The following is a 26,414-nucleotide window of genomic DNA, read 5'->3' on the forward strand; positions in this document are numbered from 1 at the left end:
ATTTATTATACTTTGTCTCAAAAGTATTATTCTGTTTCAAGAATGGCTTTTAAAACGGCTGCTGCTGCAAACGTTCTATTATTTGCCTCTTCAATAATAAGTGAGTTATCACTATCCAATACACCATCAGAAGCGACAACGTTTCTTCTGATCGGAAGACAGTGCATAAACTTACCATTATTGGTTAAAGCCATTTTTTCCTCTGTTACCTGCCAAGAGTTGTCTTTGCAAACTACTTTACCATATTCAGTAGTTGAAGACCAGTTTTTAGCATAAACAAAATCAGCATCTTTTAATGCTTCATCTTGGTCTGTAGTAAATGTAGCATCACCTACAAATTCAGGATCTAATTCATAGCCCTCAGGTGCAGTGATTACTAATTCTACATCATCTGCAGCATTCATCCACTCTGCAAAAGAGTTTGGTACTGCTTGAGGTAATGCTCTTGGATGAGGTGCCCAAGTCAATACAACTTTCTTCTTTGGCTTGTCAGAGTTCTCACGAATAGTTACCAAATCTGCTAAAGATTGTAGTGGGTGTCTTGTTGCTGATTCTAAACTAACAATCGGTACATGAGCATACTTTACAAAGTCTTTCATAATACCGTCTGCATAATCCTCTTCTTTATCTTGTAGGTTTGGAAACGAACGAACACCAATGATATCACAATATTGACTGATAACAGCTGCAGCATCTTTTAAATGCTCCGCTTTGTCACCGTCCATGATTACGCCATCTTCTGTTTCGATTTTCCAACCGTCTTTATCTATATTCATCACCATCACGTCCATTCCTAAATGACGTGCGGCACGCTGAGTACTTAATCTTGTTCTTAAACTAGGGTTAAAAAAAAGTAAACCCAACATCTTATTTTTTCCTACATCACCGTATGCTTCCGGATTGGCTTTAATCGATAATGCACTTTTTACGATTTCATTTAAGTCCTGAACATCGTTTACTGATAAAAACTTTTTCATTTCTAATTCTATGTCTTTGATTGTTGTAGTAAGGACATTGTAATACAAGATCCTTACACTTTCACTTTATTTATGCTATTTCTTTTGTTACATCATTGAAAGCATCTACAAATAGCTGCGCTTGCTCTTTTGTCAATGTCAATGGAGGTAACAATCTGATTGTATTTTTATTCGATGAAGCACCAGTGAATATCTTATGCTTCATCAATATTTCCTTTCTTAAAGGTGCTACCGCTTCATTCAATTCGATACCCAACATCAGACCTTTACCTCTGATCTCTTTGATCGCTGGATTTTGTTTCAACTGTTCTACAATCCATTCTCCTACTTCAATTGATTTCTCAATCAAATTCTCTTTCGCCAATACATCCAACACTGCAATACCAGCTGCACAAGCCAAGTGGTTTCCTCCAAACGTAGTTCCTAACATTCCGTATGAAGCTTCAAATTTTGGTGAAATAAATACACCGCCAATTGGGAAGCCATTACCCATACCTTTTGCCATTGTCACAACATCTGGAACTACATCATACCATTGATGAGCAAAGAAACGACCGCTTCTACCGTAACCCGACTGAATTTCATCTGCAATAAATACCGCATCTTGATCGTCACACAATGTTCTGATCGTTTGCATGAATTCTTCAGTTGGCTCATAGATACCACCAATACCTTGGATTCCTTCTACAATTACTGCACAGATTTCATTTTCAGCAAAAGCTTTTTTCAAAGCGTCTACATCATTAAAAGGTAATATCAAAGTATCGTGTACTGCATTTACAGGAGCAACAATGTTTTTATTATCTGTAGTTGCTACCGACAATGAAGTTCTTCCGTGAAAACCTTTAGAGAAGGAGATGATCTTTGTTTTCTTATTGTAGAAAGATGCTAATTTGAAAGCATTTTCATTCGCTTCCGCTCCAGAGTTACATAAGAAAAGGTTCCAATCGTGATAACATGAAGCTTCACCTAATTTGGATGCCAATTCTTTTTGCAATGGATTCTGAATACTGTTCGAGTAAAAAACCAAGTTTTCTAATTGATTACTTAGTTTTTCTTTATAGTGAGGGTGGGTATGACCGATAGAAATCACAGCATGACCACCGTATAAATCTAAATATTTTTGTCCCTCTTTATCATAGATCCAAACATCTTCACCTTTAACAGGCTCAATATCAAAAAGAGGATATACATCAAATAAATTTGCCATTTTTCGAAACGTTGAATGTAAAAAGTGAGATTAAAATGCCATTGGCTTAAGGTTCAAACCAAGCTTCTCGTCCAATCCAAAGATTAAGTTCATGTTTTGAACAGCTTGTCCTACTGCACCTTTTAATAAGTTATCAATTGCTGAAGTGACTAATAATGTATCGTCATGCTTTTCAACACTGATAAATCCACGGTTAGTATTAACTACTTGCTTCAAATCCAAAGGACCATCAATCACATGTGTGAAAGCTGCATCAGCATAGTAATCTTTGAATAACTTCACAGCTTCTTCTTGAGAAAGATCTGATTTCAAGTAGCATGATGCTAAAATTCCTCTTGTAAAGTTACCTCTATAAGGGATGAAATTAACTTTGTGATTAAACCCGTCTTGTAACTGATTTAATGACTGACCAATCTCTAATAAGTGTTGGTGATTAAAGGCTTTGTAATGCGAAATATTGCTTGTTCTCCAAGTAAATGCTGTACTTGCCATCAATTTCACACCAGCTCCAGTTGAACCTGTAATAGCACTGATATGCACCTCGTCATTCAGTTTCTGAGCTGAAGCCAATGGTAATAATGCAATTTGAATAGCAGTGGCAAAACAACCTGGGTTGGCAATATTCTTAGCCGATTGTATCGCTTCTTTGTTTAATTCTGGTAAACCATAAATAAACTCACGATCTCCCAATTTCATTGATCGATTTTCAACGATTCCTTCTCCTAATCTAAAATCTTGGCTTAAGTCGATAATGATCGTTTCAGGAGCAAAAGTATTTTCTTCTAAAAACTTTACTGACTCACCGTGTCCTAAACATAAGAAAATCACTTCTGAATCTTTTACTTCACCAGTAAATACCAATTCAGTTTCCCCAAATAAATCTTTGTGTTGAGCATACAAAGGTTTTCCTACTTGACTACGGCTATGTACATAATCAATTTCTACTTCAGGATGATTAATTAATACTCTTAGTAATTCGCCGCCAGTCATTCCGGCTCCACCTATAATTCCAACTTTCATCTTCTTATGTTTTTAATATTAGTGAGTTTGTTTTGTTTGTTTAATTTCTTCTGTCCTGAAAAATAAATTGATTTAAAAAAGGATGCAGAATATTTCCCGCACCCTTAGTTTTCTTTACCAATTCAAGTTATCAGGTTTAAAAAACTTTGAAGTAGTGAATGCTTAATATCAGTGAGCGAGTAAAAAGGTTCACCCACTCACTAAATTAAGGTTCCAACTTACTTTTATTCAGAAACAGTCTCTTCGGCAGCTTCTTTTACTTTTCCGAAGATCATGTTTTGATTAGCTAAAATAGTAGCAAAACCACGAGCGTCTTCACCTGTCCATGCATTGTTCATTTCTCCATAAGCTCCGAATGTGCTGTTCATTAAGTCATATTTCGACTCAATTCCTTCTAATTCGAATCTGTAAGGGTACAATGTAACGAATACCTCACCTGATACGTGATCTTGTGTATCTTCAAGGAACTTCTCGATGTTACGCATTACAGGATCAATCCATTGTCCCTCGTGCGTCAACATACCATAGTAGTTACCTAATTGTTCTTTCCAGTATAATTGCCACTTCGTTAAAGTGTGCTTCTCTAATAAGTGGTGTGCTTTGATAGTTACTACAGGAGCTGCAGCTTCAAAACCTACACGACCTTTGATACCAATGATCGTATCACCTACGTGGATGTCTCTTCCAATACCAAATGGAGAAGCGATCTTGTTCAATTCTTGAATAGCTTGTACTGGCTTGTCAAAAATATGACCGTCAATACCTACTAATTCACCTTTCTCAAAAGTTAAGGCTACTTTCTTTGGAATTGACTCTGTTACTTGTGTAGGGTAAGCGTCTTCAGGTAAAGTATTTCTTGAACCTAAAGTTTCTTTACCACCTACTGAAGTACCCCATAAACCTTGGTTGATAGAGTAAAGTGATTTTTCCCAGTTACCTTCCACTCCTTTAGAGATTAAATAATCAATCTCATCTTGTCTTGATAATTGATTATCTCTAATCGGTGTGATGATTTCTGCACCAGGACAGATAATTTTGAACGCCATGTCAAAACGGATTTGGTCGTTACCAGCACCAGTAGAACCATGAGCAATACTATCTGCACCAATTTTCTTAGCATATTCAGCAATTGCCAACGCTTGGAATACACGCTCTGCACTTACTGATAATGGATAAGTATTATATCTTAAAGCATTACCAAATACCAAGTACTTTACACATTGCTCATAAAACGTTTCCGTTTGATCCAAAGTGATATGTGACTTAACACCTAACGTATATGCTTTTTCTTCAATTTCTTTCAACTCCTCGTCCGAAAAACCTCCTGTCTGAACGATAGCGGTATGCACTTCTAACCCTCTTTCTTCTGAAAGATACTTTACACAGTATGTTGTATCTAATCCACCACTAAAGGCTAAAACCACTTTCTTACTCATTGTCTCTATTTCTTTTTTGTTTGTTAAATCTTTTTCGGTCTCTACTCTACAGTAGATTTGTATCTAGGATCATTCGGATCGAAGATCATTCCAGTACATAAACAGTGTTTTCTTTCTGTTCTTTGTAAAATGTCATAGTTCACACAACTTTGACATCCTTTCCAGAATTGCTCATCATCTGTTAATTCAGAAAATGTAACAGGACGATAACCCAGCTCGCTATTGATTCTCATGACAGGTAAACTTGTTGTCAAACCAAACAACTTTGCATCAGGGTATTTCTTTCTTGACAATTGGAAAGCTTTTTTCTTAATCGCTTTTGCCAAACCAGTCCCTCTGAATTTAGGATTTACAATTAATCCTGAGTTTGCAACATACTTGTTATGTCCCCAAGATTCAATATAGCAAAAACCTGCAAAGGTTCCGTCATCGGCAATTGCAATAACTCCTTTCCCTTCCTCGAATTTCTTTTCGATATAATCCACGCTTCTCTTAGCAATACCAGTTCCTCTAGCTTTTGCTGATTCTTCAATTTGATGACAGATATCTTTTGCATACTCTTTATGCTCACTGATACTGGCTTCAATAATTGAAAAACTTGATATATGTTGCATCTCTTGAATTAGATTCTTAACTGTCATTTCCTTAAAAACTTTATAGAGCAAGCTGTTAGTTAGTTTTTATACTTCCTCTCGTAAAACTTTGTTTGAAACACTATAATCGCGAGCCGACCAACACAAGTAATCACATTGTATTTTTAGTCGATCTAAAATAGAACTAACGTCGAAAAAAGCATCCTTCAACGGACGGCTTTACCGAATTTTCCAAACCTGTTATATGTCCTATTTTCTCTGTCATTTTTCTTTATTTGATAATCAAAATTAGGAAATTAAATACGATATATTCAAGTAAACCAGTGAATTATTAATACTTTTTTAAAATATAATTTTCATAGATGAAATATTTTTAAGACACCGTGTTAAATTTTGAACATAGTGATTTAGGGTGTTAAATTTTGAACAAAATAAAAAAAGTTCAACAAATGATATTTCATCAAATGCTGAACTTTTAATGGTTAAATTGTTACTAAAAAACTACAGATTTTCCAGTATCTTATCACAAAATTCATCAAGATTTAAGTTAGTATTGACCATTCTATCTGAATCAATATGTAATGAATCTTCGTAGAAAGTGTCTCCCCAATAGAATCCAAATAGATACGTTGAATCTAATTTAGGGACAGACATTGTAATTACTCCTTTATCAACATACCCCACAAAACCAAATTCACCATCCGCTTTCTTTCTATATAAATTTACAGAAGGAGCAATCTTTCTATTATCACAATATCCTGCATATTCAACATATACCTCAACACTTGCATCTAACTTAGAAAGGTGATCATATAATGAAATAGAAATATTATTGTCACAACCATTGAACACCTCTGATCTATAAATATGCTGTGTCCATCTATAGGTATGTGACCAATGATTAATATATTCATAAAAAACTACCGAATCTGCATCTGGTAAAGCAGGCGAATGCCAATCATCTCTTCCTGAATAAGTCAATACTCTATCTCGAACAATCAATAGTTGCATATCCATATCAATAGAATTATTCAATGTAATCTCCTTTGTATCTTTAGTAATATTGATGATTGCTCTACCATTTCCCAAAGGTTGACTAGAATTAGGTGATACCAAATAAGCTTTTAATTCATAACTATTACCACTAGGTAATCGATGTGCATCTTCTATCTCAACAACCACATTTCCTGAAGAACATCGTCTGTTATTTGTAAAAAAGTCTAGGTTGTAAGAAGAAAGGTGAGTAGTTGTATACTTCACTTCTAGGCTTCCATCAACAGCAGGTGTAACAACTCCATCTCCATGAAATACCCATTGTCCATCATCATTACTGTAAGACCAAATTGGCACTATGTCTCCAACTTTAATAGGTTCATTTGTTTCTGGGTTGTAAGTGTCATCATTTATTTTCATAACAACCTCTATAGGTTCAGAAAACTCAGTTACCTCTTCACCATCAACAAACATATCAATTGAAGCGAAACCTGCAGTAACAAAATTACCGGTTGTTACTTCTTCACCACTTTGGTCGATTACTGAGTTAGGAGAAAAACCACCTGGAAAAGATTCTAAACTCGACGGTTCATTACTATCAAAATTTATGACCTGAACTTCTAATTCGTTTCCATGTAAAACTTCGCCTTCAGCATTTTTAAAAACAGTACCTGTATGAATACTAATTTCTGTTGAGGGGCCTTCAACGTCTTCAGCATTTTCATCTGACGATGTGGAAACCACAATTTCTTCTGTAACTGATCCATCACCCACAATTGTTGCTACTTCCTTTTCTACCTTTACTCCTACTGGAGGTGTTTCAATATTCACAACATTTGCATAGAGTTGCATCAATTCACTAGTGCCATCAATGACAACTGGAATAGTAGTCGTTAAATAGTTTTCTCCTGATACTTTTACTGTAAATCTCAATGGATCTACTATATCCGAATACTTTTTATTCACGGCTAAATTGATAATTCCATTTTTTGCAGAAAATGTCGATTCACCTGCATTATTCAAGATTTTATCAGCATCAGGTCCAAGTAATTCTACTTCCAAAGCACCTTCTTCTGATAAACTAGCAGGATTCGACACATCACTTACTTTTATGGACACTTCATAAGTAGAAAGCTTTGGAGATATAGGAATTATAATATTTTCAAGAGGGTTTTGACATGCATATACTATAAGTAAAGTTATAGATAAGGTCAATATAGAATAATATATCTTTTTCATATTTGTTTACTTGTTTAATTAATTCTGTAAGAGAGTCTGAGTTTCATAATCGGTAGCCAAGAATATCCTTCAAGATTTTTTCTTAGCTGTTCCTGCTGTGATTCAAGTTGAGAAAACATCTCTGTACCTGAGAATGTCACATCAGGGCTACCCATGTAATAAGCTCCCAAATCAAAACCAAATCCTATTTTCCTCTTCGGCACCGCACGTCCAAAGCCTAAGCCAAAATAAGGAGCAAATTTTGCCCATTGACCGTTAAAATAGATTTCTCCAATATCATCAGTTGTGAATTCAATCTCTCCAATTGTGATTGGTTTAGCATATTTACCTTTTACCTCTATTTGGTTTTCTGGAATATAAGCTACACCTGCAAAAAGTTTAAAACTACTTTTATTAAATGGGAGATACTCTGCACGTAAATCAAGGCTAATCGAAGCCATTGATAGTTTTGTATCCATCAACTCACCTTGAACGGTCACGCGTTGTTCCAAGTCCGATACTTTTAAATAATTAAAACCAAAAGCAAAGTTGAATTTTGAATAATTTCTAGCGATGTCAATACCTGCTCCGGTAGTTCCTCCGTAAATTCCAATTGCCATTTTTCCTTCATAAGCAGGAGAAGCTGGAGTCTCATCTTGAGCAACGGTAAGCAATGAAATTCCTATTGTGAAATAGGTTATTAATAGTAATACTTTCATGTTAGTTCTTCTTCTGAATTTAAATTTGAATAGCAATTATCTTATCACCTTTTTTGTAAAAGATGCTTTATCTGTATTGAACTGAAATAATAATATTTCACCCTTTTCAGTAGGAATGAATAGTTCTCCCTGAGGAACCTCTAATACATCGATAACCTGACCAGAAGTGTTGAAGATCGTTAAGCTGGCAGCAATCGTACTTATTACATTTACCCCATTATCTGTAGATCCAATGACTATTTCATCTTCAAGAGTATTTTTGAGGCGCAATACTTCGCTATTTTTAGGTTCAATACTCAATGAGAAACGCTCTTCTTCTCCTTCTTCAGCTTCGAACTTATACCCATTTTGAGATAATATCCATGTAGTCCCTTTTTTATGATCAAGTAACTTTACCTGATAATCATCAAACCCTTCGATATCGGAAATGTTAATTTCACCTTCTCCCACATAATTTCTTAGATAAAGAGGTATCAAGTATTCTTCTTTAGTTGGAAGAGCCTGAATTGATAGAGGTTGAAGTTCTTTATCAAGCGTTGCAAATAAAAAGTTATTTGACTTCGAGCTAAAATCCAATGCATCCCAACCCTGATCAAATCCTTCAGTAGCCCAATCCATTGATGCTATCAAAATCTCTCGTTGTTTTTGTTCTCCTTCAAACTTCAGCCAAAGTCTACCATTTAAGCTTCTCTTTCTCAATAAAGACTCTGTTATTGATTGACGTTGACTATTTAAAAAAGTAATCTCTTGATCTATTGTATCTACCTGTACAAAAAATCCTTGTCCAACTGATATATTCCTTAATCTAGATGAAAGATCATGACCACGAATATTTACCCCTGACAAATTCCAAGTCACATAATCATTACTACTGTAATCCTCACCCTCTGTATAGTCATCTAACCAAAAGTAAAGTGCTGATATTTTTGGATTATCTAATAAAAGCTGTTCACCACTGATTGGAGACGGGTATGGATTACCTATTAAATTATTACCATCTTCATTCACATATTCTAATGGTACTACTATCTCACCACTATTTGGTTTACCTCTAAAATATATATTACCTCCTTTCCAAATTGCAAAGCCTTGCCCTTGTTGCATGGTTAAAGTGGAATCCGTAACATGTTTCCAGTTATCAGCTTTCAATTCCAAAGAACTCCCTACATCATAAAAAAGGCTTCTAGAACTTGATGATAAACTAGGGAGTAATACATGGTTTTGAACTGGAGATGAAATAAATTTATAACCTGCCCCCCAGCTAGGGTACACCTGTTGATAAAAAGTTCCTTTCCCTTCATAAGAATCATGCAGTAGAACTGAATTACTTCCTACTTGTATAACCCCATTATTCTTAATTTCACCATCAACCTCTACAAGGCTACGGTTTCCGTAGTAATAATAATAATGAGAACCTACAATTAATCGAGCTTTTGATGTAACTACAAGACTTGAAGCTATTAAATTACCATCTGTACTTGTATAATAAATTCCATCAATAATTGCTGGTTTATCAATAGTTGGCTTTCCATTTGACCATGCATCTCCATTCCAAATAGTAGTGTCCGATGAATAATCAAACTGAAAACTACTGATATAATTTGCAGCTTCCGTCCCATTCAACCCTAGAATAGAAGAAGATGTATTTAAAAGTCCTGCCAAATAATACCCATTATCAAGTTTGCTCTCATTTGCAAAGTCAATACTAATCACATCAAGTTGTTCCTTTTTTAATATTGTACCCCTTCCACTTGCCACTTCTATCATGAAAGCACCAGGTTCAAGGTCTACATTATCAATAGATACACTTCCATGAATTTCACCAAAAACATAAAGGTTACCATTTTGATTAACTGAGATTGAGTTAGCATAATTATCACCACTCGCTTCTATTCTTTTAAACCACGCTTGTCCACCATTAAAACCTTGAAATTTTGACACAAAAATTTCCTTTGACGCATTATCATAAAATTGATCTACATTTATGGTATCTACACCCAAACGAATATAAATTGTATCAAGTTCATAATAACCTGAAAGGTAGACATCTCCTGTTTTGCTCACATCAATAGACTGTATACTTTCAGTATAATAATTAAAAGCACCTGTCTTAGGTGAATGATAAAAGAAGGGTCTTTTCTTCCATTTTGATTCACCTTGACCACTCAACTTCATTACATAGCCAACAGTATCAGAATCTACAAAGGTAGTTCTAAACCATTCGTCTGTATCTCCACAAACAAAAACATCCCCTAGATTATCAGTTGCAATATCATTAACCGAAAACATTCCACCGTTTTCCTTGTTAAATTGGTAAACCCAATCATAAGTCAAATCATCATTCAGTCGTAAAATAAAATGGTCACTTCCATCACCAAGAGGGTTCGTAGATTGAAGAGAATCTACTACAGATTCATCAGGATTAAAGTCTAATCCACTCTGAATATGACCATCAAAGCTACCAGTAAGCACCACTTTTCCAGAAATATCTACAAATAGTTTTTCACCCTTCTCTGCACCTTTACCACCAAAAGTTACTTGTGAGACAAGTGTACCAGTACTATCTAATTTGACCAAGGCAATATCTCTATAATCACCTTCAGCAGTTACTTCTACCGTTTCTGAACTCGGATCTAAATCAACGGTATTTTTATAATCTCCTAGCAAATAAATATTACCTGAAGTATCAGCAGCTATATCTGAAACATATAATGAAGTGGTACTGTCCCCGTAAAATTTAGACCAAAGGAAGTTTCCTTCTTTATCGTATTTCACGATTCCAATCCCCTTTCCACTTGCTGTATTACTAGCATTAAAAGTAATACCATCATTAAAGTGTGTAAGCAGGATCAAATTGTCGTCTGGATCCATTGACTGAGCAACTATACTTGCTTCTGAAGGGAACAGATTTGCCCACTTCTTAGTTAAGTCTTGTGCCACGCCTACCAGAGATAAAGAATATAGGTATAGCAATAGTAGTGTAGTTTTTTTTAGCATATAAATTTTGAACATTAAGTTTAAAAAGAAAGCAATGAGATCATATCCATCAAAAGTATAGCATGCTTTGGGTTTAGTCTTTTTATGGAATGATCTTAGAAAATAATGACGCCGAAAAGTACCATTGCTTTATTTAAAAAAGTATACCCATAATGGGGTATTTTTTAATTATTTCTCATTCATCAACAACTTTATCTATAAAAGCATATAAAAATTTAAAAATAATTCTTGTTCGAAACCGGTAACAACTGCTCAGTTTAATTTTACTTATTGTTTATTACATAAAACCTAGACATTTTGAAGATAGGTTCTAATTGAAAGTAGTTTATAGGTTGATATTAGTTAACTTATATATACTGACAGAGAGGTATTTCTTTAATACAGAGCCATTGTCAATTCAATTTTATAATACAAGAAAATTCATTTTAAATGAAAGGGTTATTCATACTATTTTCGACCATAATTCTATCAAGTATGCTATTTTCATCGTGTTCTTCCACTTCACCAGAAGGCCATAATGATTTTGATGTTTCCAACTTTGAAGCCTACCCTTATTATGAAGGAGATTTAGGTGTAAAATATTCAAAAAGTGCTACTACCTTCAAGCTTTGGTCACCAACAGCTAGTAAAGTCACTGTTCAACTTTATGAAAGTGGTTTAGGAGGAAGCTCTATTGAGAATATTCCTATGACGGCAACAGAAAAAGGAACTTGGACTCTCAAAATTGATAAAGATTTATACGGTCAGTATTATACCTACCAAGTGCAAATTGGAGATAAAACACTAGCTGAAACACCAGGTATTTATGCAACAGCTGTAGGTGTTAATGGTAAAAGAGGTCAAATAGTTGATTTAGCAAATACTAACCCTGCAGGGTGGGAAAATGACAAACGTCCAGAACTTAAAGAATTAACAGACGCAATTCTATATGAAATTCACGTAAGAGACATTACAATTGCCGAGAATTCAGGAGCCAAGAATAAAGGAAAGTTTTTGGGTTTAACGGAAACAGGTACAGTAAGCGATAAAGGTTTAAAAACAGGTCTAGATCATATTGAGGAACTTGGTGTAACTCACGTACATCTGCTTCCATCTTTCGATTATCACAGTGTAGATGAAACAAAACTAGAGGAAGGGCAATACAATTGGGGATATGATCCTGAAAATTATAATGTTCCAGAAGGGTCTTATTCAACAGATCCTTATGATGCGACTGTAAGAATTAAGGAATTCAAGCAAATGGTACAAGCTCTCCATAAAAAAGGAATTCGAGTAGTTTTAGATGTTGTGTATAATCACACATTTTCGGGAGACGATTCTAATTTCTCGTTGGAAGTACCTCAATACTATTATAGACAAAATGAAAAGGGTGGTTACTCTGATGCCTCAGCTTGTGGTAATGAAACTGCTTCGGAAAGAGCCATGGCTCGTAAGTATATTGTCGAGTCTGTTTTGTATTGGGCCAAAGAATATCATTTAGATGGATTTCGTTTTGACCTTATGGGTATTCATGACATAGAGACAATGAATATATTAGCCAAAAGGTTAAAGACTGAAGTAGACCCTAGTATCTTAATTTACGGTGAAGGATGGAATGCTGCGGCTTCTCCACTTCCTGTCGAAGAGCAGGCTATTAAAGCAAACACTCCAAAAATGCAGGGAGTTGCAGCCTTTTCCGATGATATTCGTGATGGCTTAAAAGGAAGTGTATTCTATGATGATGAGATAGGTTTTATTCAAGGAAATAAAGAACTTCATGAGACAATTAAGTTTGGCATTGTAGCTTCAACAAAACATCCTCAAATTGATTATAGCAAAATCAATTATTCAAAAGCACCTTGGGCTCCAACACCATCGCAAACTGTAACTTATGTTTCTTGCCATGACAATCATACCTTGTTCGATAAACTGAGTATTTCTCAACCCAATGCAACTCCAGAAGAAATCAAGAAAATGCATAAACTTACAAGTGCTGTAGTTCTTACTTCCCAAGGTATTCCTTTTATCCACTCTGGTGTTGAAATGTTAAGAACCAAAGGCGGAGAACATAATTCTTATAATAAGCCTGATGCAATCAATAAAATCAATTGGGATTGGAAATTCGAAAACAAAGACATCTTTGAATATTACCAAGGGCTTATTGAGGTTAGAAAAGCACATCCTGCATTTAGAATGACATCCACAGAGATGATTGCCAAAAACCTAAAATTCATTGATTTCAAAGACCCACTAGTTGTTGGGTATACAATTTCAAATAATGCCAACAATGATAGTGCAAAAACAATAGCTGTCGTTTTCAATGCTAATAAATCGGCAAAGAATATCAGTAAGTTTTTACCAAATGGTCAGTGGAAAGTACTAGTTGATGGTAATAAAGCATCAACAAAAGGTATAAAAACAATGAGTTCTGTAAAAATTGATGGTACCTCTGCATTAGTTTTAATTCAAGAGTAATAGAACTCTACTTTTAGTATAAAAAAAATACCTGCAGTGTCAAAGTAAACATTGCAGGTATTTTTATTTCACCCTATTCTTCTCTTTTTTAACAGTTGGACTTGAATCGAATATTAGATGATCGGTGTGTGCAGAATAAATTATTTCTCCACTCAGATCAAAGAACTGAAGTGTACATTCAAATCGCTGTTCATCCACCGCCTTATATTCAATTTGTAACCATCTAAATGGCCCCCTCAAAAAATTAAACCTCATTCTATTACAATTATCTTTGATTGATTGAGATTGTAATTTCAAATCATAACCTTCTTTATATTTCTCATCCTTTGACATGAATAGGATATGCTCATTTTCTACTTCAATAAAATGAGCATACCTCAACGCCATCAATTCAAGGGTTGGATCAAAATTCAATGTAGGATTTTTAATCACAAAATGAGGGAAGGTTAGAAGCTTATCTTGACTATATGTAGTTGTATTAAAGCTGACTAATAGAGTGATAATGAAGTAAAGAATATATTTCATAACGGATTAATCAGTTTAGAATAAAAACGGGTAATAAACTCTTATTGTTTTATTAAAAACACATTATAAAGAATGGTTAACTACTTAAAACTTGAAGAGTATAAAAACAAAAAGGTCAAGCCTTTATAAGACTTGACCTCTTCAACATTGATAGCTATGTGATCTTAGAAATTACGTAATTTCTTGTTAGCAGCATAGTTCACTTTCAATGCGTTAGCCTCTCTTAGTTTCTGACGAACGTCAGAGATGATACCCATTTTAGCTTCTCTATCAATTTTAAGTGACATAGTGATTTTATCACCATCCTCACCTAATTTGTCTTTTTCCTGAATCACGTGCTGAACAATTTGTTCTGGATCGATCAATACATCGTTCACTTGAATACGTGCTTCTGTGCCAAATTTTCTTGTATCACTTGGTTCCCCAATATAGATATAAGAAACTAATGATTTCTTTTCAAGCTTTGTTAACTCAGATGCTTGAGGCAATGAGTTCTTCACTAATAACTCTGACTCACGGAAAGTCGTAGCAATCATGAAGAAGAACAAAAGCATGAAAATGATATCTGGCAAGGCTGAAGTAGGAATATCCTGCTTCGTTTTTGTTTTCTTCTTAAACGTTGCCATAAGGTCAATGTATTTAAATAAACGCCACCACGAATGATGGCGTTTGTTAGACCAATTATTTTATCTCAGAAGGTTCAGCATCCGATACTTTGTAAGGGATTGCTTTTCTTGCTCTATCAAGCTTTTCCTTCTGATCTGGATTTTCCTTATCCAAATTTTGATAATCTTCTAAAGGCATTTTCAAATACTGAGAACGCATTTCAGCATAAGCAAGTTTTAACTCGTCAATTACGCCAATGTACATTTCATATGATGTACCACGGTCCGTTTTCAATGAAATAATTGCCTTAGCTGGAGACTCTGATTGGTTTTTGTCCTTACCGTTGTTAAGTACAAATTCTTTAACCATCGTACGAAGTTTTGGTAAGTCTACCATCTCTTCTTGTGCTAACATGTCATCGTTTGAGTTAACAAGAATGTTAAACACGTTACGAGTTTTCACCTTAACATCTACGTCTTCAGCTTTTGGAGGTAACATTACTGTTACACCTTTATCAGATGCAATTGTTGTTGCCACCAAGAAGAAGATCAGCAATAGGAAGGCGATATCCGCCATTGCTCCACCATTAATTTCTGGTGCGTCTTTTTTCTTCTTCTTTAACATAACTATCCAATAGATTTAACTACTCTTTGAACAACATCTAATACTACCGCAACACCTGCGATAATGAATAAGTAATAAGTCATGTTGAGGATACCACCGATCTTTTGTGATAATGGCTCATCCACACCGAACTCATTTAACTCTCTTGCTGTCACAGAGCTATCTGCTACCGAATAACCGATAAAGAATAATACTACCAAGCCTACGATTGTAATCAATACTGTGATCGCTGATTTAGGATCAGTAATGATTGACATCAAGAAGCCGATTACTGTAGCTACTAATGCAATAATGATTAATAGTCCAGTGAAAGGTAGCAAGTATTCTGTAAATATAGCTTCACCGTTCATAACTATGTGTAATTTCTTTAATTCTACAATTACTATTTACAATTTGTAAATAGGTACTACTACTTAGCAGTCAATTCGTTCTTAACCAAGATATCGATTAAAGATACAGAAGCTTCTTCCATTTCTAATACGATACCGTCGATTGTTGAAACACAATAGTTGTAGAATACTTGAAGGATTACACCAACGATAAGACCTGCTACTGTAGTAAGAAGGGCTACTTTAATACCACCTGCTACTAGTGAAGGAGAGATATCACCTGCTGCCTCGATCGCATCGAAGGCACCGATCATACCGATTACCGTACCCATGAAACCTAACATTGGTGCCATAGCGATAAATAATGAGATCCATGGTAAACCTTTTTCTAATTTACCCATTTCTACTGAACCGTAAGAAACAACTGATTTCTCAACCATGTCAATACCTTCAGAAGCTCTCATTAAACCTTGTGTGAAGATTGAAGCAACTGGACCTCTTGTAGCTTTAGCTACTTCTAATGCTGCATCAGCACCACCTGATTGTAAAGCTTCGTCGATTTTCGTTAAAAGCTTTTTAGTGTTTGTAGTTGAAAGTGATAACGTGATAACACGCTCAATAGCGATTGCTAAACCAAGGATTAATGTAAGCAATACAGCTCCCATAAATTCCCAACCACCTTCGATGAATTTTTGTTTCACTGCTTGAGTGAAAGATAATTCTTCTACTTGTGCCAATTCATCAGAAGATACTTCTTGAACTGTAACTTCTTCTTCGACTGCTGCAGATGTCTCTTCAACTGCTGCTACTTCTTCAGTAGCAACTTCTTCTGTTGTTTCATCTTGCGCATACGACTGTGCGATACCTAAAGTAAGTGCACAGAAAAACATCAATAACGCGAATACTTTTTTCATAACTCTCTAACGTTCAGATTGCGATTAAAAAACTAAAATCACAGAACTGATACTGTAATAATAAATTTGTTTTGACTATCATCCGTAATCGTCGAGCAATTTAGTACTAATCTTTCGAATTAGTACTTTTTTTGATAGTTTTTAACGACTACTGACTCGCAAAGAAATATATAATTATAATTATAAACAAATTGATTATTCATTTATAAATGGCAAAATCACACTAATTAGCCTAATAAATGTTACATTTCGTTAATTTACTGAGTCAATTCCCCCTTTAACGGTATGCCTACAAGCTCTTTGACCCTGTTCACGTCTTTATACTTTGTTAACAAACACATTAGTTTTGTAACACTTGCCTCTGTGGTCATATCCTTCCCTGAAAGAACTCCTATCTCATTGAGTTTAGTGCTCGTAGCATAGTGCCCTTGCATTACCATGCCTCCTGTACATTGAGAAATGTTGACGACAACCACCCCTCTTTTGATCGTTTCTTGAAGCAACTCAATGAACCAGTCGGATGTAGGTACATTACCTGATCCATAGGTTTCTAGCACCACACCCTGTAATTTTCGATTTTTTAGCATTTGTATTATGAAATCTTTAGGCATTCCTGGGAAGATTTTTAACACAATTACATTAGCATCGATCTTCTTCATAGAACGTACAGGATCTGAAATTGGATCTTTCCAAAACATTTCCTTTTTATATTCTATAAAAATCCCAGCCTCGGCTAAGGATGGATAATTATAAGATCTGAAGGCTGTAAAATTAAAGTTCTGTGATTTTTTAGCTCTATTACCTCTCAGAAGCTTACTATTAAAACAAATACAAACTTCTTGTATCAACATTTCACCATTAGCATCACGAGCAGAACACATTTCTAATGCTGACATCAAGTTTTCGCGAGCATCTGTCCTCTTTTCTCCTATAGGTAATTGTGAACCTGTAAGAATAATTGGCTTATGTACTCCATCCAACATGAAACTCAATGCTGAGGCGGTGTAGGCCATTGTATCGGTGCCATGCAAAATCACAAAACCATCAAAATCTTCATAGAAATACTCCATTAGATTCCCTAATTGAATCCAATGATCTGGTGTTATATCCGATGAATCAATTAATGGATCCAAGGAAATTACCGTTAATTCAAAGTCGAACCCTTTTAATTCAGGTACTGCATCAATTATTTTCTCAAAGTCAAATGGCGTTAAACTCCCATTTACGGGGTGTCTGTCCATTCCAATTGTTCCTCCTGTATATAATATAAGTATGGATGTATCTGAAGTTTTTGGGCCTGTGGAATTAATGTTTACAGTTTTATAGTATTCTCTCATCTTTTCATTTCTTTAGATATTCATCTATTTTAAATAGATCATATGCATTCTTATCTGTTATTTCTTCTATTTCTTGACCGCTTTTCCCTGTCAAATCGGCTACTCTATCACAAACATAAGTAGTGTATAAAGGTTGGTTTCGTTTTCCTCTAAAAGGTTTTGGTGCTAAATAAGGACTATCTGTTTCTAATACTATTTGAGATAAATCTATGTGTGGAATAACTTTATCTAACCCTCCGTTTTTAAAAGTCACTACACCACCAACCCCAATTTTAAAATTGACAGCTTCAAGTCTTTTTACATCTTCTACAGTTCCAGTGAAGCAATGAAGAACACCAAACAATTCATCTGAAGCAATTTCTTCTAAAACATTCAATGTTTCTGCCATAGCATCTCTTGCATGAATCACTAATGGCAATTGATATTTCTTTGCTAATTCTGCTTGAATTTTGAATGCTTCAATTTGTTGTTCTTTGTAAGTTTTGTCCCAATATAAGTCCAATCCCATTTCGCCTACTGCCACAAACTTTCTTTTAGAAAGCCAATCTTCTACAACGTATAGTTCTTTTTCGAAGTTTTGGTCAACATGACAAGGGTGGAGCCCCATCATTGAAAGGCATTTGCCTGGGTATTTTTCTTCTAGTTCCAACATCCCCTCTATTGAAGTATGATCAATATTGGGCATTAAAATGTGTTTGAGTCCTGCGTTGAAAGCGTCACCTAAAATTTTGTCAATATCTGCACTAAATTTGTCTGAGTATATATGTGCGTGAGTATCTATCATAATTTTAATTATTTGGTATTTCGCACAAACATAACAGCTTAGGTTTAAATCTATAAAAAATACAAATCGAATTTTTTTAATAGGTTGACCTTATTTCCATAATTATGACTAATATTGAAATTAATTATTAAGTAATTCATATAATTCTATGAGACTGAATAAAAAAAACATAATAATAACTTGCTCTTGTATATTTTTTGGAATAGCCGCTTTTGGCTTTAAAGCACAACAAGATCTTCCTAAAGACACATCCATTTCTTTCGAACAAGGTGAAACACTAACGTATATCGCAGGCTATTCGGTGTTTGAAGCAGGCCAAGCTGTTGTACATTTGGATAAAAAACTACACGATGTAAATGGTAAAAATTGTTATAAAGTAGATGTACATGGAAAAAGTATAGGCATGTTCGGAATGGGCATGAAAATCCGCGATCTATGGCAAAGTTACTTTGATCCTGAAACTATATTACCCGTTCAGTTCAATCGCGATATTCTTGAGGGTGGATATACTCTAGAAGAAAAAATAGATTTTGACCAAGCGAATGGTAAAGCAAAGGTTGAATGGAAAAAGAAGGACAAGCCTGAAATTCATAATGAAGAATATGAAATGTCCCCAGGTTCCTTTGATGTCATTTCTGGCTATTACTTGCTTAGAACACTAGATTATGAACAATACGCAAAGGGAGACACTATTAACATGAATACCTTTTGGGAAAATAAAGGGTACGACTTTGATATTATCTATTTAGGTGTTGAAAAATGTCACACTAAATTTGGTAGAATAGAATCGTATGTTTTATCTCCAATAATGCCAGAAAATCAACTTTTCTCAGGTACTCACCCTATTAAGTTTTGGGTATCAAAAGATGTCAATAGAATACCGTTAAAAATACAAGCAGAACTGATTGTGGGTGCTGTCAATGTTGACCTTGTGAGGTATAAAGGGCTCAAGCAAAAATTGAAAAAAACCAAATCTTAAACACGGTTTGCTTATCATAAAAAGAGCATGTTTGATGAATCAAACATGCTCTTTTTATTTTTTATTTCTTCAAGACCTTCTTAATTTCCAAAGCTAACTCGGCAGGTGATTTAGTTCCTGCTTCAATTACAAATTCCGCTTTAGAATAAAAAGGCAGTCGGTTTTCCCTTTTTTCTTTTATAGCATTATAAACTGCTTCTTTTTCATTTTGAGCTAATAAAGGTCGAGTTCCTTGTTGCTGCCATACCCTTTCCACTAATTCATCTTCATGAACATCTACAAATACGGTTACTCCATTTTTCAACATCACTTCCATATTATCATAAAAACACGGAGCTCCTCCACCTGTTGCTAAAATTGCATTATCGGGAAAAAATGTATTCACCACCTCTTTTTCTACTTCTCTAAAGTAATCTTCTCCTTTTTCGGTAAAAATCTCAGGAATAGATTTCTTCTCTCTTTCTTCTATCTCTGTATCCATATCAAAATAAGGAAGTGATAGTAAAGATGATAACTCTTTAGCCAATGTAGATTTTCCACTACCTGGCATTCCAATTAAATAAATTCGCATTATTTGTTAGTGTAATCTTACTTTTGGATCGACAACAGCATAAAGAATATCCACAAAAATATTCACCACCACAAAACCAAAAGCTATCAATATAGTTGACCCCATCACAACGGGTAGATCAAGATATTCTACTGCTTGTATTGTTTTAAAACCAAGTCCTTTCCATTTAAAAATATATTCAATAAAAAAGGCTCCTGCCATCATTGTAGCCAACCATCCAGAAACAGCTGTAATTACAGGATTCAAAGCATTCCTTAATGTATGCATAAAAATAACCCTTAAAAAACCTGCTCCTTTTGCTTTCGCTGTTCTGATATAATCTTGTGACATAATATCCAGCATTGAACTTCTTGTCAGCTGAATGATGATGGCTAAGGGGCGGGTAGCTAAAGTGAATGCTGGTAATATTAAGTTTTCTAAATGTAGAACTCGTCCTCTTAATGGATCATTCATCCATAAGGAACCTGTCATATTGAGATGGGTAAAATCAGCCAAATAATAACCAAACGTAATAGCCATTACAATGGCTAAAACAAATGAAGGCATTGAAATAAATACAACTGATCCTCCTACAATAAAGTGATCTATTTTTGAACCAAAGTTTACCGCAGCAGTAACTCCTAATAGGATCCCAAATGTTGTGGCAATAATAATTGCGGCAAGTGATAACCAAAAAGTACCTGGTATACTTTCTATTAATATCTCATCCACTCTTTTGTTGGTCTGAAATGACTTCCGTAAATAGGGATACTTTAATACCAAAGCACTACTTCCTAGAGGAATTAACCTCAAATAATCGTATTTTTTTTGTGCTTCAGGAGTATTCTTTTCTATAGAAATAGGAAGTAAATCCCCTATATACCTTCCATACTGTACTACTAAAGGATCATCCAAACCTAATTCATGACGAATCAATTCCCTTGTCTCTAAATCAGCGTGCTGTCCAGACATTAAATCGACAGGATCTCCTGGTAATGCATGAAAAAGCATGAACACAACGGTGATCACTCCCCATATTACTAAGAGGCCATATAAAAATCGATTAATAATAAACTGTAGCACTTCGTATAATTAATTTAAGAGTTGAGAAATTTCGTCTTCACTTGGGATATCGTTATGGTGCCATTTACCTAGTATTGTTCCATTATCAACAAGCAATATACCTGGGTTGGCTCTCACCATCGCCAATAGAACGGTAGCATCTGCATAATAAAAAGGTACATTCCATTTGGAATCATGCATAAACTGCTCAAAGTTATTCGCATCACTAGTAATTACCATCGTTTCAACAGTTCCTTCCATTGATCTAAGCATCTGTCTCACTGACTCTACTTCTTCTTTTTCAATTTCAGAAACATTTTGAACAATCACTAACAAACGTTTTGCATTTGTAGTTAAGGCGGTAAAATCTTCCCCTTCTGCATTCGAAATATAATAATCAGGAATTAAAGATTTACACTCTTCCTCATTTGTTATTTCCATTCTTACAAATTTCCATGAAGGATCTGTAGGATAATTGGTAAACATCTTCTCTTCTCCATCTTTTTCCATATAGTATACACTTTCACATGGAACTTCAGGAGACATCATTTTCTGAATATTAGCACCTACTTTATAAGGACGAAAATCCACTGGAGGCAAATGATTTAATGCATAATAACATGTTCCTAATGCAAACGAAGAAGCGATAATCATTATAATCGGCTTCCAAGTAGGAGCTGCTTTCTTTACAGTGTAAGCGCTACCATACATTCCATATTGAGTGATGGTCTTTTTAGGCTTAAAGGCCATTGCCCCTAGCAGTAAAACTAAAAGCACAAGGTCTTTTGTGAAACTTCCCCATGGTGTAAACTTGATTGCATCACCAAAACAGCCACAATCAGTTACTTTATTGAACCACGCTGAATAAAAAGTTAATAAACCAAAGAATAACAATAAAGCTAAAGTTGCTCTCATGGAGAACTTTTCTTTAAATCCAATGACTAATGCAACGCCCAATACCAATTCAAAAGAGGAAAATAATATAGACATTGGCATAGACCAATCTGCAAGGAATAAGAAAAAGGTTTCAAGAAAACCTATAGTACCAGAAACATCATCTGCAAAAACATGAAAATACTCTTCAAACTTAATTGCTGTTCCAGTGGGGTCATCTACTTTTACTAATCCCGAAGCAATAAATACCAGCCCTACGATTATTGCTAAAAATCTATATAAATTCTTCATAGAATTATTTGTGTATTGTTATGTTGTTAGTTACTCTTTGTTTAAAAAATTATTTATTTACAAAATCGGATAATATTAAAGCGAAAATTGAATAATTAATCATATCCTGATAGTTTGCGTCTACTCCTTCAGACACTAATGTTTGTCCATCATTTCCCTCGATCTGCTTCACTCTCAATAATTTCATAAGGATGATATCTGTAATGCTAGAGACTCTCATCATTCTCCAAGCTTCACCATAATCGTGGTTTTTATCGAACATCAAATGCATTGTATTGGTTGCGTGTTTATCATAATGTGACATTACTTCTTCTGGAGACAATTCCATTCGGTCATCATTATGTAAATCTATTTGTGTTAAGGCCATTAGACAGTAATTTATAATAGCAATAAACTCGCCTAAAATGTCCTCATCAATTTTTTGCTCTCCTTTTTCTTGAATTGAGCGAATTCTCATCGCCTTTATATATATTTGGTCTGTAATAGAAGGTAATCTCAAAATCCTCCAAGCAGTACCATAATCTACTGTTTTCTTCTCAAATAAAGTTCTACACTTTTCAATTACCGCCTTGAATTCCTGTTCTGTTTTTTCCGCTTGTGTCATATTTATCTAACTTTCTTAACTGACTTTTTTCAGCTAACTTTGCACAAAGTTAGAGTAAACCTATACAACCTCAAACTAAATGATAAAATCACAGCATCTTTCCATCAAAATTAGGCAAAAAATCTTAGCGTTCGACACTCCAAAAGTAATGGGGATCATTAATGCCACTCCTGATTCATTTTATAATAACAGCAGAAAAATATATGTAGATGACGCCCTCATTCAGGTGGAGCAAATGCTCGCTGATGGTGCCAATATATTGGATATAGGAGGTTATTCTTCTAGACCTGGAGCAGAGCACATTAAGGTACAAGAAGAACTCAATAGGGTTTTGCCAATTATAGAAAAAATTAAAGAAAAATACCCCGACACTATCATTTCTATTGACACCTTTAGAAGTGAAGTGGCTAGAGAGGCCGTTTTAAAAGGGGCAGATATTATTAACGATATCTCAGGAGGAAGCTTGGATGATAAAATGTATGATATTGTCAACCAGTTAGGCGTTCCTTATATCATGATGCACATGAGAGGAAATCCTCAAACTATGAGTGAATTAACGGACTACCCAAATGGGGTGACACATGAGGTAGTCAAATATTTTTCAGAAAAGAAAGCTGAATTTATTAGTAGTGGAGATAACGATTTAATTATTGATCCAGGTTTTGGTTTTGCGAAGACGTTGGAACAGAATTATGAATTATTAAACAACTTGGAATTATTGCAATCGCTTCAGCTTCCTATACTTGTAGGAGTATCACGAAAATCAATGATTAACAAGGTATTAAACATCACTGCTCAAGAAGCACTTAATGGCACTACTGTTATAAATACAATTGCATTAAGTAAGAAAGCTAATATTTTGAGAGTACACGATGTAAAACCAGCTGTAGAATGTGTAAAACTTATGCAGCAAACCGTTTCATTTTAAAAGAAAGACTCTATTTTTGTATTGAGAAGTAGGAATTACTTCTTAATACAAATTTTTCTTCTTATTATAGAAGAGGGTAATATAGAAATTTGGAATTCGACTTACTTTTGGAACTACCTTACTTCACTAAATTTTATTTTCAGTTCTTGAAGTAATACTTAAATCTATAAATGCTCAAAGCAATTCACATCTCGAATAATAGTTAAATGTTTTTATTTACCGTAGGTTTTTTAGATATTAATTTTGTTGATGTACTCGATATTCTTTTAGTATCGGTATTGCTTTTTCATTTATACAAACTCATTAAAGGGAGTGTTGCTTTAAAAATCTTTGTTGGAGGGTTATCAATTTATCTCACTTACTTAGTCGTGAAAGCCACTGACATGGAGTTGCTTTCCGAAATTCTAAGTCAGTTTATAGATGTAGGGGTAATTGCCGCTATTATACTTTTTCAACAAGAAATTCGTAAATTCCTTTTAATCATTGGTAAATCTACTGATTTCAAAAATTTTCCACTTTTCCAATTGTTTAGAGGAAAAGGAAAACAAGAAGAAATCAACCTTGACATTTTGGCTATCATAGATGCCATGAAGGATATGTCAGGAACAAATACGGGAGCTTTAATTGTTATTTCAAAAGATAGTGATTTACAATTTTATGCTGATACAGGAGATTATGTTGACGCTAAGATTTCAAAAAGACTTATTCTTTCTATTTTTTTCAAAAACTCCCCTATGCATGACGGTGCTTGCCTGATTTACAATAATAGGATTCAAGCAGCAAGATGCATTTTACCTGTTTCTGAAAACCCCAATATACCAGCTACAATGGGATTAAGACACAGAGCAGGAATAGGAATGACAGAAGACACAAATGCAATTGTATTGATTGTATCTGAAGAAACTGGACAAATGTCATTTATTAAAAGTGGTAAAATTGACCACAACTTATCCGCAATGGAATTGAGAACCAAAATTCGTACTTATATGAACGATGGTCAAGAAGAGCAAGCTCAAAAAACAGCTTAACTCTTATACAAACAAGTTAGTATTAAGACGAAATGAATTGAAGTACTTAAACGAAATTATTTTACATTACTTATCGTCATTATTTTTAATTTTTGCCTTTTAAATATTTAACCAGAGCAACATTAAAGGCTTTTTTCGTTGTACAAATCAAGTAATAAATATGATTTTCGGGTCAGTATTTTAACTACAATTAACTTCTTCAGTCTTAAGGTTACTACCTCTAAAAAATGGAAATAGTCACACTATTCCTACATCAAATTGGTTTTGTGATCAAAAAAAGTAAAAAGAGAACTCATTGTTTACTACCTTTATATTGATACATAACAAACACATAATCAATTTTTTAATAAATAAAACTTTCTTTTTCAAATTAACGTTAAGAAAGTGTAAACCTATTTTACTTTTTATATAATATGAATACATCAAAGAAAACATTGCTCATTTTTGCTTTACTAGGACTCTTCTCTTTCACCTTCAACAACGACCCTAATACTTTCCTTAACAAAGGACTTAATAGTATAGCAAAAGAAGACTACTTACAAGCCATTAGTAACTTTACAATGGCCATTAGCATTCAAAATGATTTAGCAGAAGCTTATTACCATAGAGCTGTCAGTAAAAACTTATTTGGAGTCAAAGAAGGCTTCCACAATTCCGATTTCTGTCTTGATTTTATAGATGCTATGAAATACGGATATACACCAGCCGTTGAAAAGCTTTACGAATTAGGAAGGTCAGAGTGCTTCCTATTAAAATCCGCCTCTTTAATGCCTGAAAAAGCTTTTTGTATAGATATTTCCTCACAAAATATTGATCTCATTTCGAATCAGTTTAGTGAGTTTAGCAATTTGGTGTCACTTAATGCTTCCAATAATAATATACAAGACCTTGGTACTCTTTATAATTCATGCCCTTACATTATCGCTTTAGATTTGGGTGACAATAACATTTCTTATATGTCTTCTGATTTATCGAAATTGAAGTATCTGTATGAATTAAACCTTAGTAATAATGACATCAAGAATATGCCAAATGAAATTACAGCATTAGAAGCTATGGCATTATTAAATCTGCGAGGTAATCAACTAACCGCTTTACCTAAAGATTTAGGTGCGATGAAGTCCTTAAAGCTTTTAGATCTTTCATTGAATAAAATTGAGAAGCTTCCTAAAAGTATTTCTGAATTAGAAAACTTGGAAACCTTAGTACTTTCTGGGAATCCAATTGCTAAGTCAGAAATTAAAAGGTTACATACTGATTTACCGAATACAGAAATTATTTTTGATGTGCAATAAACTGTACGAGCTTATCATTAAAAAAGAGGCTGTCTCATAACTCATCA

General features: G+C 34.4%; 24 protein-coding genes. 5 read left to right on the forward strand and 19 right to left on the reverse strand.

Features of this window, described 5'->3' with window-relative positions; translation table 11 throughout:
* Positions 1-26: 26 nt before the first annotated feature.
* From PL77_RS09955 to PL77_RS09990, 8 genes are all read right to left on the reverse strand, one after another.
* Positions 27-977 (reverse strand): N-acetylornithine carbamoyltransferase, encoded by a 951-nt coding sequence (locus PL77_RS09955; protein ID WP_044204321.1) that lies wholly within the window; start codon positions 975-977, stop codon positions 27-29.
* Between the two features lie 70 nt (positions 978-1,047).
* A complete protein-coding gene (locus PL77_RS09960) occupies positions 1,048-2,187 on the reverse strand; it encodes an aspartate aminotransferase family protein (protein WP_044204322.1) in 1,140 nt (379 codons plus the stop codon).
* Between the two features lie 30 nt (positions 2,188-2,217).
* Positions 2,218-3,207 carry an N-acetyl-gamma-glutamyl-phosphate reductase gene (gene argC, locus PL77_RS09965; RefSeq protein WP_044204324.1) on the reverse strand — a complete coding sequence of 330 codons (990 nt, stop codon included), beginning with the start codon at positions 3,205-3,207 and terminating at the stop codon, positions 2,218-2,220.
* Positions 3,208-3,431: 224 nt separating this feature from the next.
* Entirely contained in the window at positions 3,432-4,643 is a 1,212-nt protein-coding gene (argG, locus tag PL77_RS09970) for an argininosuccinate synthase (protein WP_044204326.1), read from the reverse strand.
* 41 nt (positions 4,644-4,684) lie between these two features.
* On the reverse strand, positions 4,685-5,284 hold the full coding sequence (locus tag PL77_RS09975) for a GNAT family N-acetyltransferase (protein WP_044204328.1): 600 nt from the start codon (positions 5,282-5,284) through the stop codon (positions 4,685-4,687).
* 453 nt (positions 5,285-5,737) lie between these two features.
* On the reverse strand, positions 5,738-7,468 hold the full coding sequence (locus PL77_RS09980) for a hypothetical protein (protein WP_044204329.1): 1,731 nt from the start codon (positions 7,466-7,468) through the stop codon (positions 5,738-5,740).
* A 14-nt stretch (positions 7,469-7,482) separates the two neighbouring features.
* Entirely contained in the window at positions 7,483-8,166 is a 684-nt protein-coding gene (locus PL77_RS09985) for a hypothetical protein (RefSeq protein WP_044204331.1), read from the reverse strand.
* A gap of 36 nt (positions 8,167-8,202) precedes the next feature.
* Complete coding sequence (locus PL77_RS09990; RefSeq protein ID WP_172665829.1) at positions 8,203-11,163, reverse strand: SBBP repeat-containing protein; 2,961 nt, start codon at positions 11,161-11,163, stop codon at positions 8,203-8,205.
* Between the two features lie 474 nt (positions 11,164-11,637).
* Here PL77_RS09990 and pulA point away from each other — a divergent pair, with 474 nt between their 5' ends.
* The gene (gene pulA / locus PL77_RS09995; protein WP_044204335.1) at positions 11,638-13,617 is read left to right on the forward strand and encodes a type I pullulanase; all 1,980 of its coding nucleotides are present in this window, start codon (positions 11,638-11,640) and stop codon (positions 13,615-13,617) included.
* Positions 13,618-13,680: 63 nt separating this feature from the next.
* Here the strand turns inward: pulA and PL77_RS10000 are convergent, their stop codons facing one another.
* The 7 genes from PL77_RS10000 to PL77_RS10030 all read right to left on the reverse strand — a co-directional run bounded on the left by PL77_RS10000 (position 13,681) and on the right by PL77_RS10030 (position 18,736).
* On the reverse strand, positions 13,681-14,142 hold the full coding sequence (locus PL77_RS10000) for a hypothetical protein (protein ID WP_044204338.1): 462 nt from the start codon (positions 14,140-14,142) through the stop codon (positions 13,681-13,683).
* Between the two features lie 164 nt (positions 14,143-14,306).
* Positions 14,307-14,768, reverse strand: a complete 462-nt coding sequence (locus PL77_RS10005) for a biopolymer transporter ExbD (protein WP_044204341.1) — start codon at positions 14,766-14,768, stop codon at positions 14,307-14,309.
* 55 nt (positions 14,769-14,823) lie between these two features.
* Positions 14,824-15,372, reverse strand: a complete 549-nt coding sequence (locus PL77_RS10010; protein WP_044204344.1) for a biopolymer transporter ExbD — start codon at positions 15,370-15,372, stop codon at positions 14,824-14,826.
* A gap of 2 nt (positions 15,373-15,374) precedes the next feature.
* Positions 15,375-15,722, reverse strand: coding sequence for a hypothetical protein (locus PL77_RS10015; RefSeq protein ID WP_044204346.1), 348 nt, complete (start codon positions 15,720-15,722; stop codon positions 15,375-15,377).
* Between the two features lie 59 nt (positions 15,723-15,781).
* Positions 15,782-16,615: a MotA/TolQ/ExbB proton channel family protein gene (locus PL77_RS10020; RefSeq protein ID WP_044204349.1), complete on the reverse strand. Its 834-nt coding sequence runs from the start codon at positions 16,613-16,615 to the stop codon at positions 15,782-15,784.
* 257 nt (positions 16,616-16,872) lie between these two features.
* Entirely contained in the window at positions 16,873-17,952 is a 1,080-nt protein-coding gene (locus tag PL77_RS10025) for an asparaginase (RefSeq protein ID WP_044204352.1), read from the reverse strand.
* 4 nt (positions 17,953-17,956) lie between these two features.
* A complete protein-coding gene (locus PL77_RS10030) occupies positions 17,957-18,736 on the reverse strand; it encodes a TatD family hydrolase (RefSeq protein WP_044204355.1) in 780 nt (259 codons plus the stop codon).
* 148 nt (positions 18,737-18,884) lie between these two features.
* Between PL77_RS10030 and PL77_RS10035 the strand changes: the two genes are divergently transcribed.
* Positions 18,885-19,715, forward strand: a complete 831-nt coding sequence (locus PL77_RS10035) for a DUF3108 domain-containing protein (protein WP_052444293.1) — start codon at positions 18,885-18,887, stop codon at positions 19,713-19,715.
* A 61-nt stretch (positions 19,716-19,776) separates the two neighbouring features.
* On the opposite strand, the gene PL77_RS10040 is transcribed toward PL77_RS10035, so the two are convergent.
* Genes PL77_RS10040 through PL77_RS10055 form a run of 4 tightly spaced genes read right to left on the reverse strand, consistent with a single transcriptional unit; the run spans position 19,777 to position 23,116 of the window.
* Positions 19,777-20,286 carry a shikimate kinase gene (locus PL77_RS10040; RefSeq protein WP_052444294.1) on the reverse strand — a complete coding sequence of 170 codons (510 nt, stop codon included), beginning with the start codon at positions 20,284-20,286 and terminating at the stop codon, positions 19,777-19,779.
* Positions 20,287-20,292: 6 nt separating this feature from the next.
* On the reverse strand, positions 20,293-21,348 hold the full coding sequence (locus PL77_RS10045; protein ID WP_044204357.1) for an ABC transporter permease: 1,056 nt from the start codon (positions 21,346-21,348) through the stop codon (positions 20,293-20,295).
* 9 nt (positions 21,349-21,357) lie between these two features.
* Positions 21,358-22,512: a BT_3928 family protein gene (locus PL77_RS10050; protein ID WP_044204360.1), complete on the reverse strand. Its 1,155-nt coding sequence runs from the start codon at positions 22,510-22,512 to the stop codon at positions 21,358-21,360.
* A gap of 49 nt (positions 22,513-22,561) precedes the next feature.
* Positions 22,562-23,116, reverse strand: coding sequence for a DUF1599 domain-containing protein (locus PL77_RS10055; RefSeq protein WP_044204362.1), 555 nt, complete (start codon positions 23,114-23,116; stop codon positions 22,562-22,564).
* 79 nt (positions 23,117-23,195) lie between these two features.
* Between PL77_RS10055 and folP the strand changes: the two genes are divergently transcribed.
* From folP to PL77_RS30400, 3 genes are all read left to right on the forward strand, one after another.
* A complete protein-coding gene (gene folP / locus PL77_RS10060) occupies positions 23,196-24,044 on the forward strand; it encodes a dihydropteroate synthase (protein ID WP_044204365.1) in 849 nt (282 codons plus the stop codon).
* Positions 24,045-24,250: 206 nt separating this feature from the next.
* Positions 24,251-25,072: a diadenylate cyclase CdaA gene (gene cdaA / locus PL77_RS10065; RefSeq protein ID WP_044204367.1), complete on the forward strand. Its 822-nt coding sequence runs from the start codon at positions 24,251-24,253 to the stop codon at positions 25,070-25,072.
* Positions 25,073-25,485: 413 nt separating this feature from the next.
* Complete coding sequence (locus PL77_RS30400) at positions 25,486-26,367, forward strand: leucine-rich repeat domain-containing protein (protein WP_052444295.1); 882 nt, start codon at positions 25,486-25,488, stop codon at positions 26,365-26,367.
* Positions 26,368-26,414 lie beyond the last annotated feature (47 nt).

Origin of the sequence: Flammeovirga sp. OC4, from assembly GCF_000812565.1 — a bacterium.
Classification (GTDB): Bacteria; Bacteroidota; Bacteroidia; order Cytophagales; family Flammeovirgaceae; genus Flammeovirga.

Excerpts from the sequence above, each read along its gene's own strand:
- PL77_RS09975 (WP_044204328.1), bottom strand. The coding sequence starts at position 5,284 with ATGACAGTTAAGAATCTAATTCAAGAGATGCAACATATATCAAGTTTT.
- PL77_RS10025 (WP_044204352.1), bottom strand. The coding sequence starts at position 17,952 with ATGAGAGAATACTATAAAACTGTAAACATTAATTCCACAGGCCCAAAA.
- PL77_RS10055 (WP_044204362.1), bottom strand. The coding sequence starts at position 23,116 with ATGACACAAGCGGAAAAAACAGAACAGGAATTCAAGGCGGTAATTGAA.
- PL77_RS10020 (WP_044204349.1), bottom strand. The coding sequence starts at position 16,615 with ATGAAAAAAGTATTCGCGTTATTGATGTTTTTCTGTGCACTTACTTTA.
- PL77_RS09960 (WP_044204322.1), bottom strand. The coding sequence starts at position 2,187 with ATGGCAAATTTATTTGATGTATATCCTCTTTTTGATATTGAGCCTGTT.
- PL77_RS10040 (WP_052444294.1), bottom strand. The coding sequence starts at position 20,286 with ATGCGAATTTATTTAATTGGAATGCCAGGTAGTGGAAAATCTACATTG.
- cdaA (WP_044204367.1), top strand. The coding sequence starts at position 24,251 with ATGTTTTTATTTACCGTAGGTTTTTTAGATATTAATTTTGTTGATGTA.
- PL77_RS10050 (WP_044204360.1), bottom strand. The coding sequence starts at position 22,512 with ATGAAGAATTTATATAGATTTTTAGCAATAATCGTAGGGCTGGTATTT.
- folP (WP_044204365.1), top strand. The coding sequence starts at position 23,196 with ATGATAAAATCACAGCATCTTTCCATCAAAATTAGGCAAAAAATCTTA.
- PL77_RS09990 (WP_172665829.1), bottom strand. The coding sequence starts at position 11,163 with ATGCTAAAAAAAACTACACTACTATTGCTATACCTATATTCTTTATCT.
- PL77_RS10030 (WP_044204355.1), bottom strand. The coding sequence starts at position 18,736 with ATGATAGATACTCACGCACATATATACTCAGACAAATTTAGTGCAGAT.
- pulA (WP_044204335.1), top strand. The coding sequence starts at position 11,638 with ATGCTATTTTCATCGTGTTCTTCCACTTCACCAGAAGGCCATAATGAT.
- PL77_RS09985 (WP_044204331.1), bottom strand. The coding sequence starts at position 8,166 with ATGAAAGTATTACTATTAATAACCTATTTCACAATAGGAATTTCATTG.
- PL77_RS09980 (WP_044204329.1), bottom strand. The coding sequence starts at position 7,468 with ATGAAAAAGATATATTATTCTATATTGACCTTATCTATAACTTTACTT.
- PL77_RS10010 (WP_044204344.1), bottom strand. The coding sequence starts at position 15,372 with ATGTTAAAGAAGAAGAAAAAAGACGCACCAGAAATTAATGGTGGAGCA.
- PL77_RS10000 (WP_044204338.1), bottom strand. The coding sequence starts at position 14,142 with ATGAAATATATTCTTTACTTCATTATCACTCTATTAGTCAGCTTTAAT.
- argG (WP_044204326.1), bottom strand. The coding sequence starts at position 4,643 with ATGAGTAAGAAAGTGGTTTTAGCCTTTAGTGGTGGATTAGATACAACA.
- PL77_RS10035 (WP_052444293.1), top strand. The coding sequence starts at position 18,885 with ATGAGACTGAATAAAAAAAACATAATAATAACTTGCTCTTGTATATTT.
- PL77_RS10005 (WP_044204341.1), bottom strand. The coding sequence starts at position 14,768 with ATGGCAACGTTTAAGAAGAAAACAAAAACGAAGCAGGATATTCCTACT.
- PL77_RS10015 (WP_044204346.1), bottom strand. The coding sequence starts at position 15,722 with ATGAACGGTGAAGCTATATTTACAGAATACTTGCTACCTTTCACTGGA.
- PL77_RS30400 (WP_052444295.1), top strand. The coding sequence starts at position 25,486 with ATGAATACATCAAAGAAAACATTGCTCATTTTTGCTTTACTAGGACTC.
- argC (WP_044204324.1), bottom strand. The coding sequence starts at position 3,207 with ATGAAAGTTGGAATTATAGGTGGAGCCGGAATGACTGGCGGCGAATTA.
- PL77_RS09955 (WP_044204321.1), bottom strand. The coding sequence starts at position 977 with ATGAAAAAGTTTTTATCAGTAAACGATGTTCAGGACTTAAATGAAATC.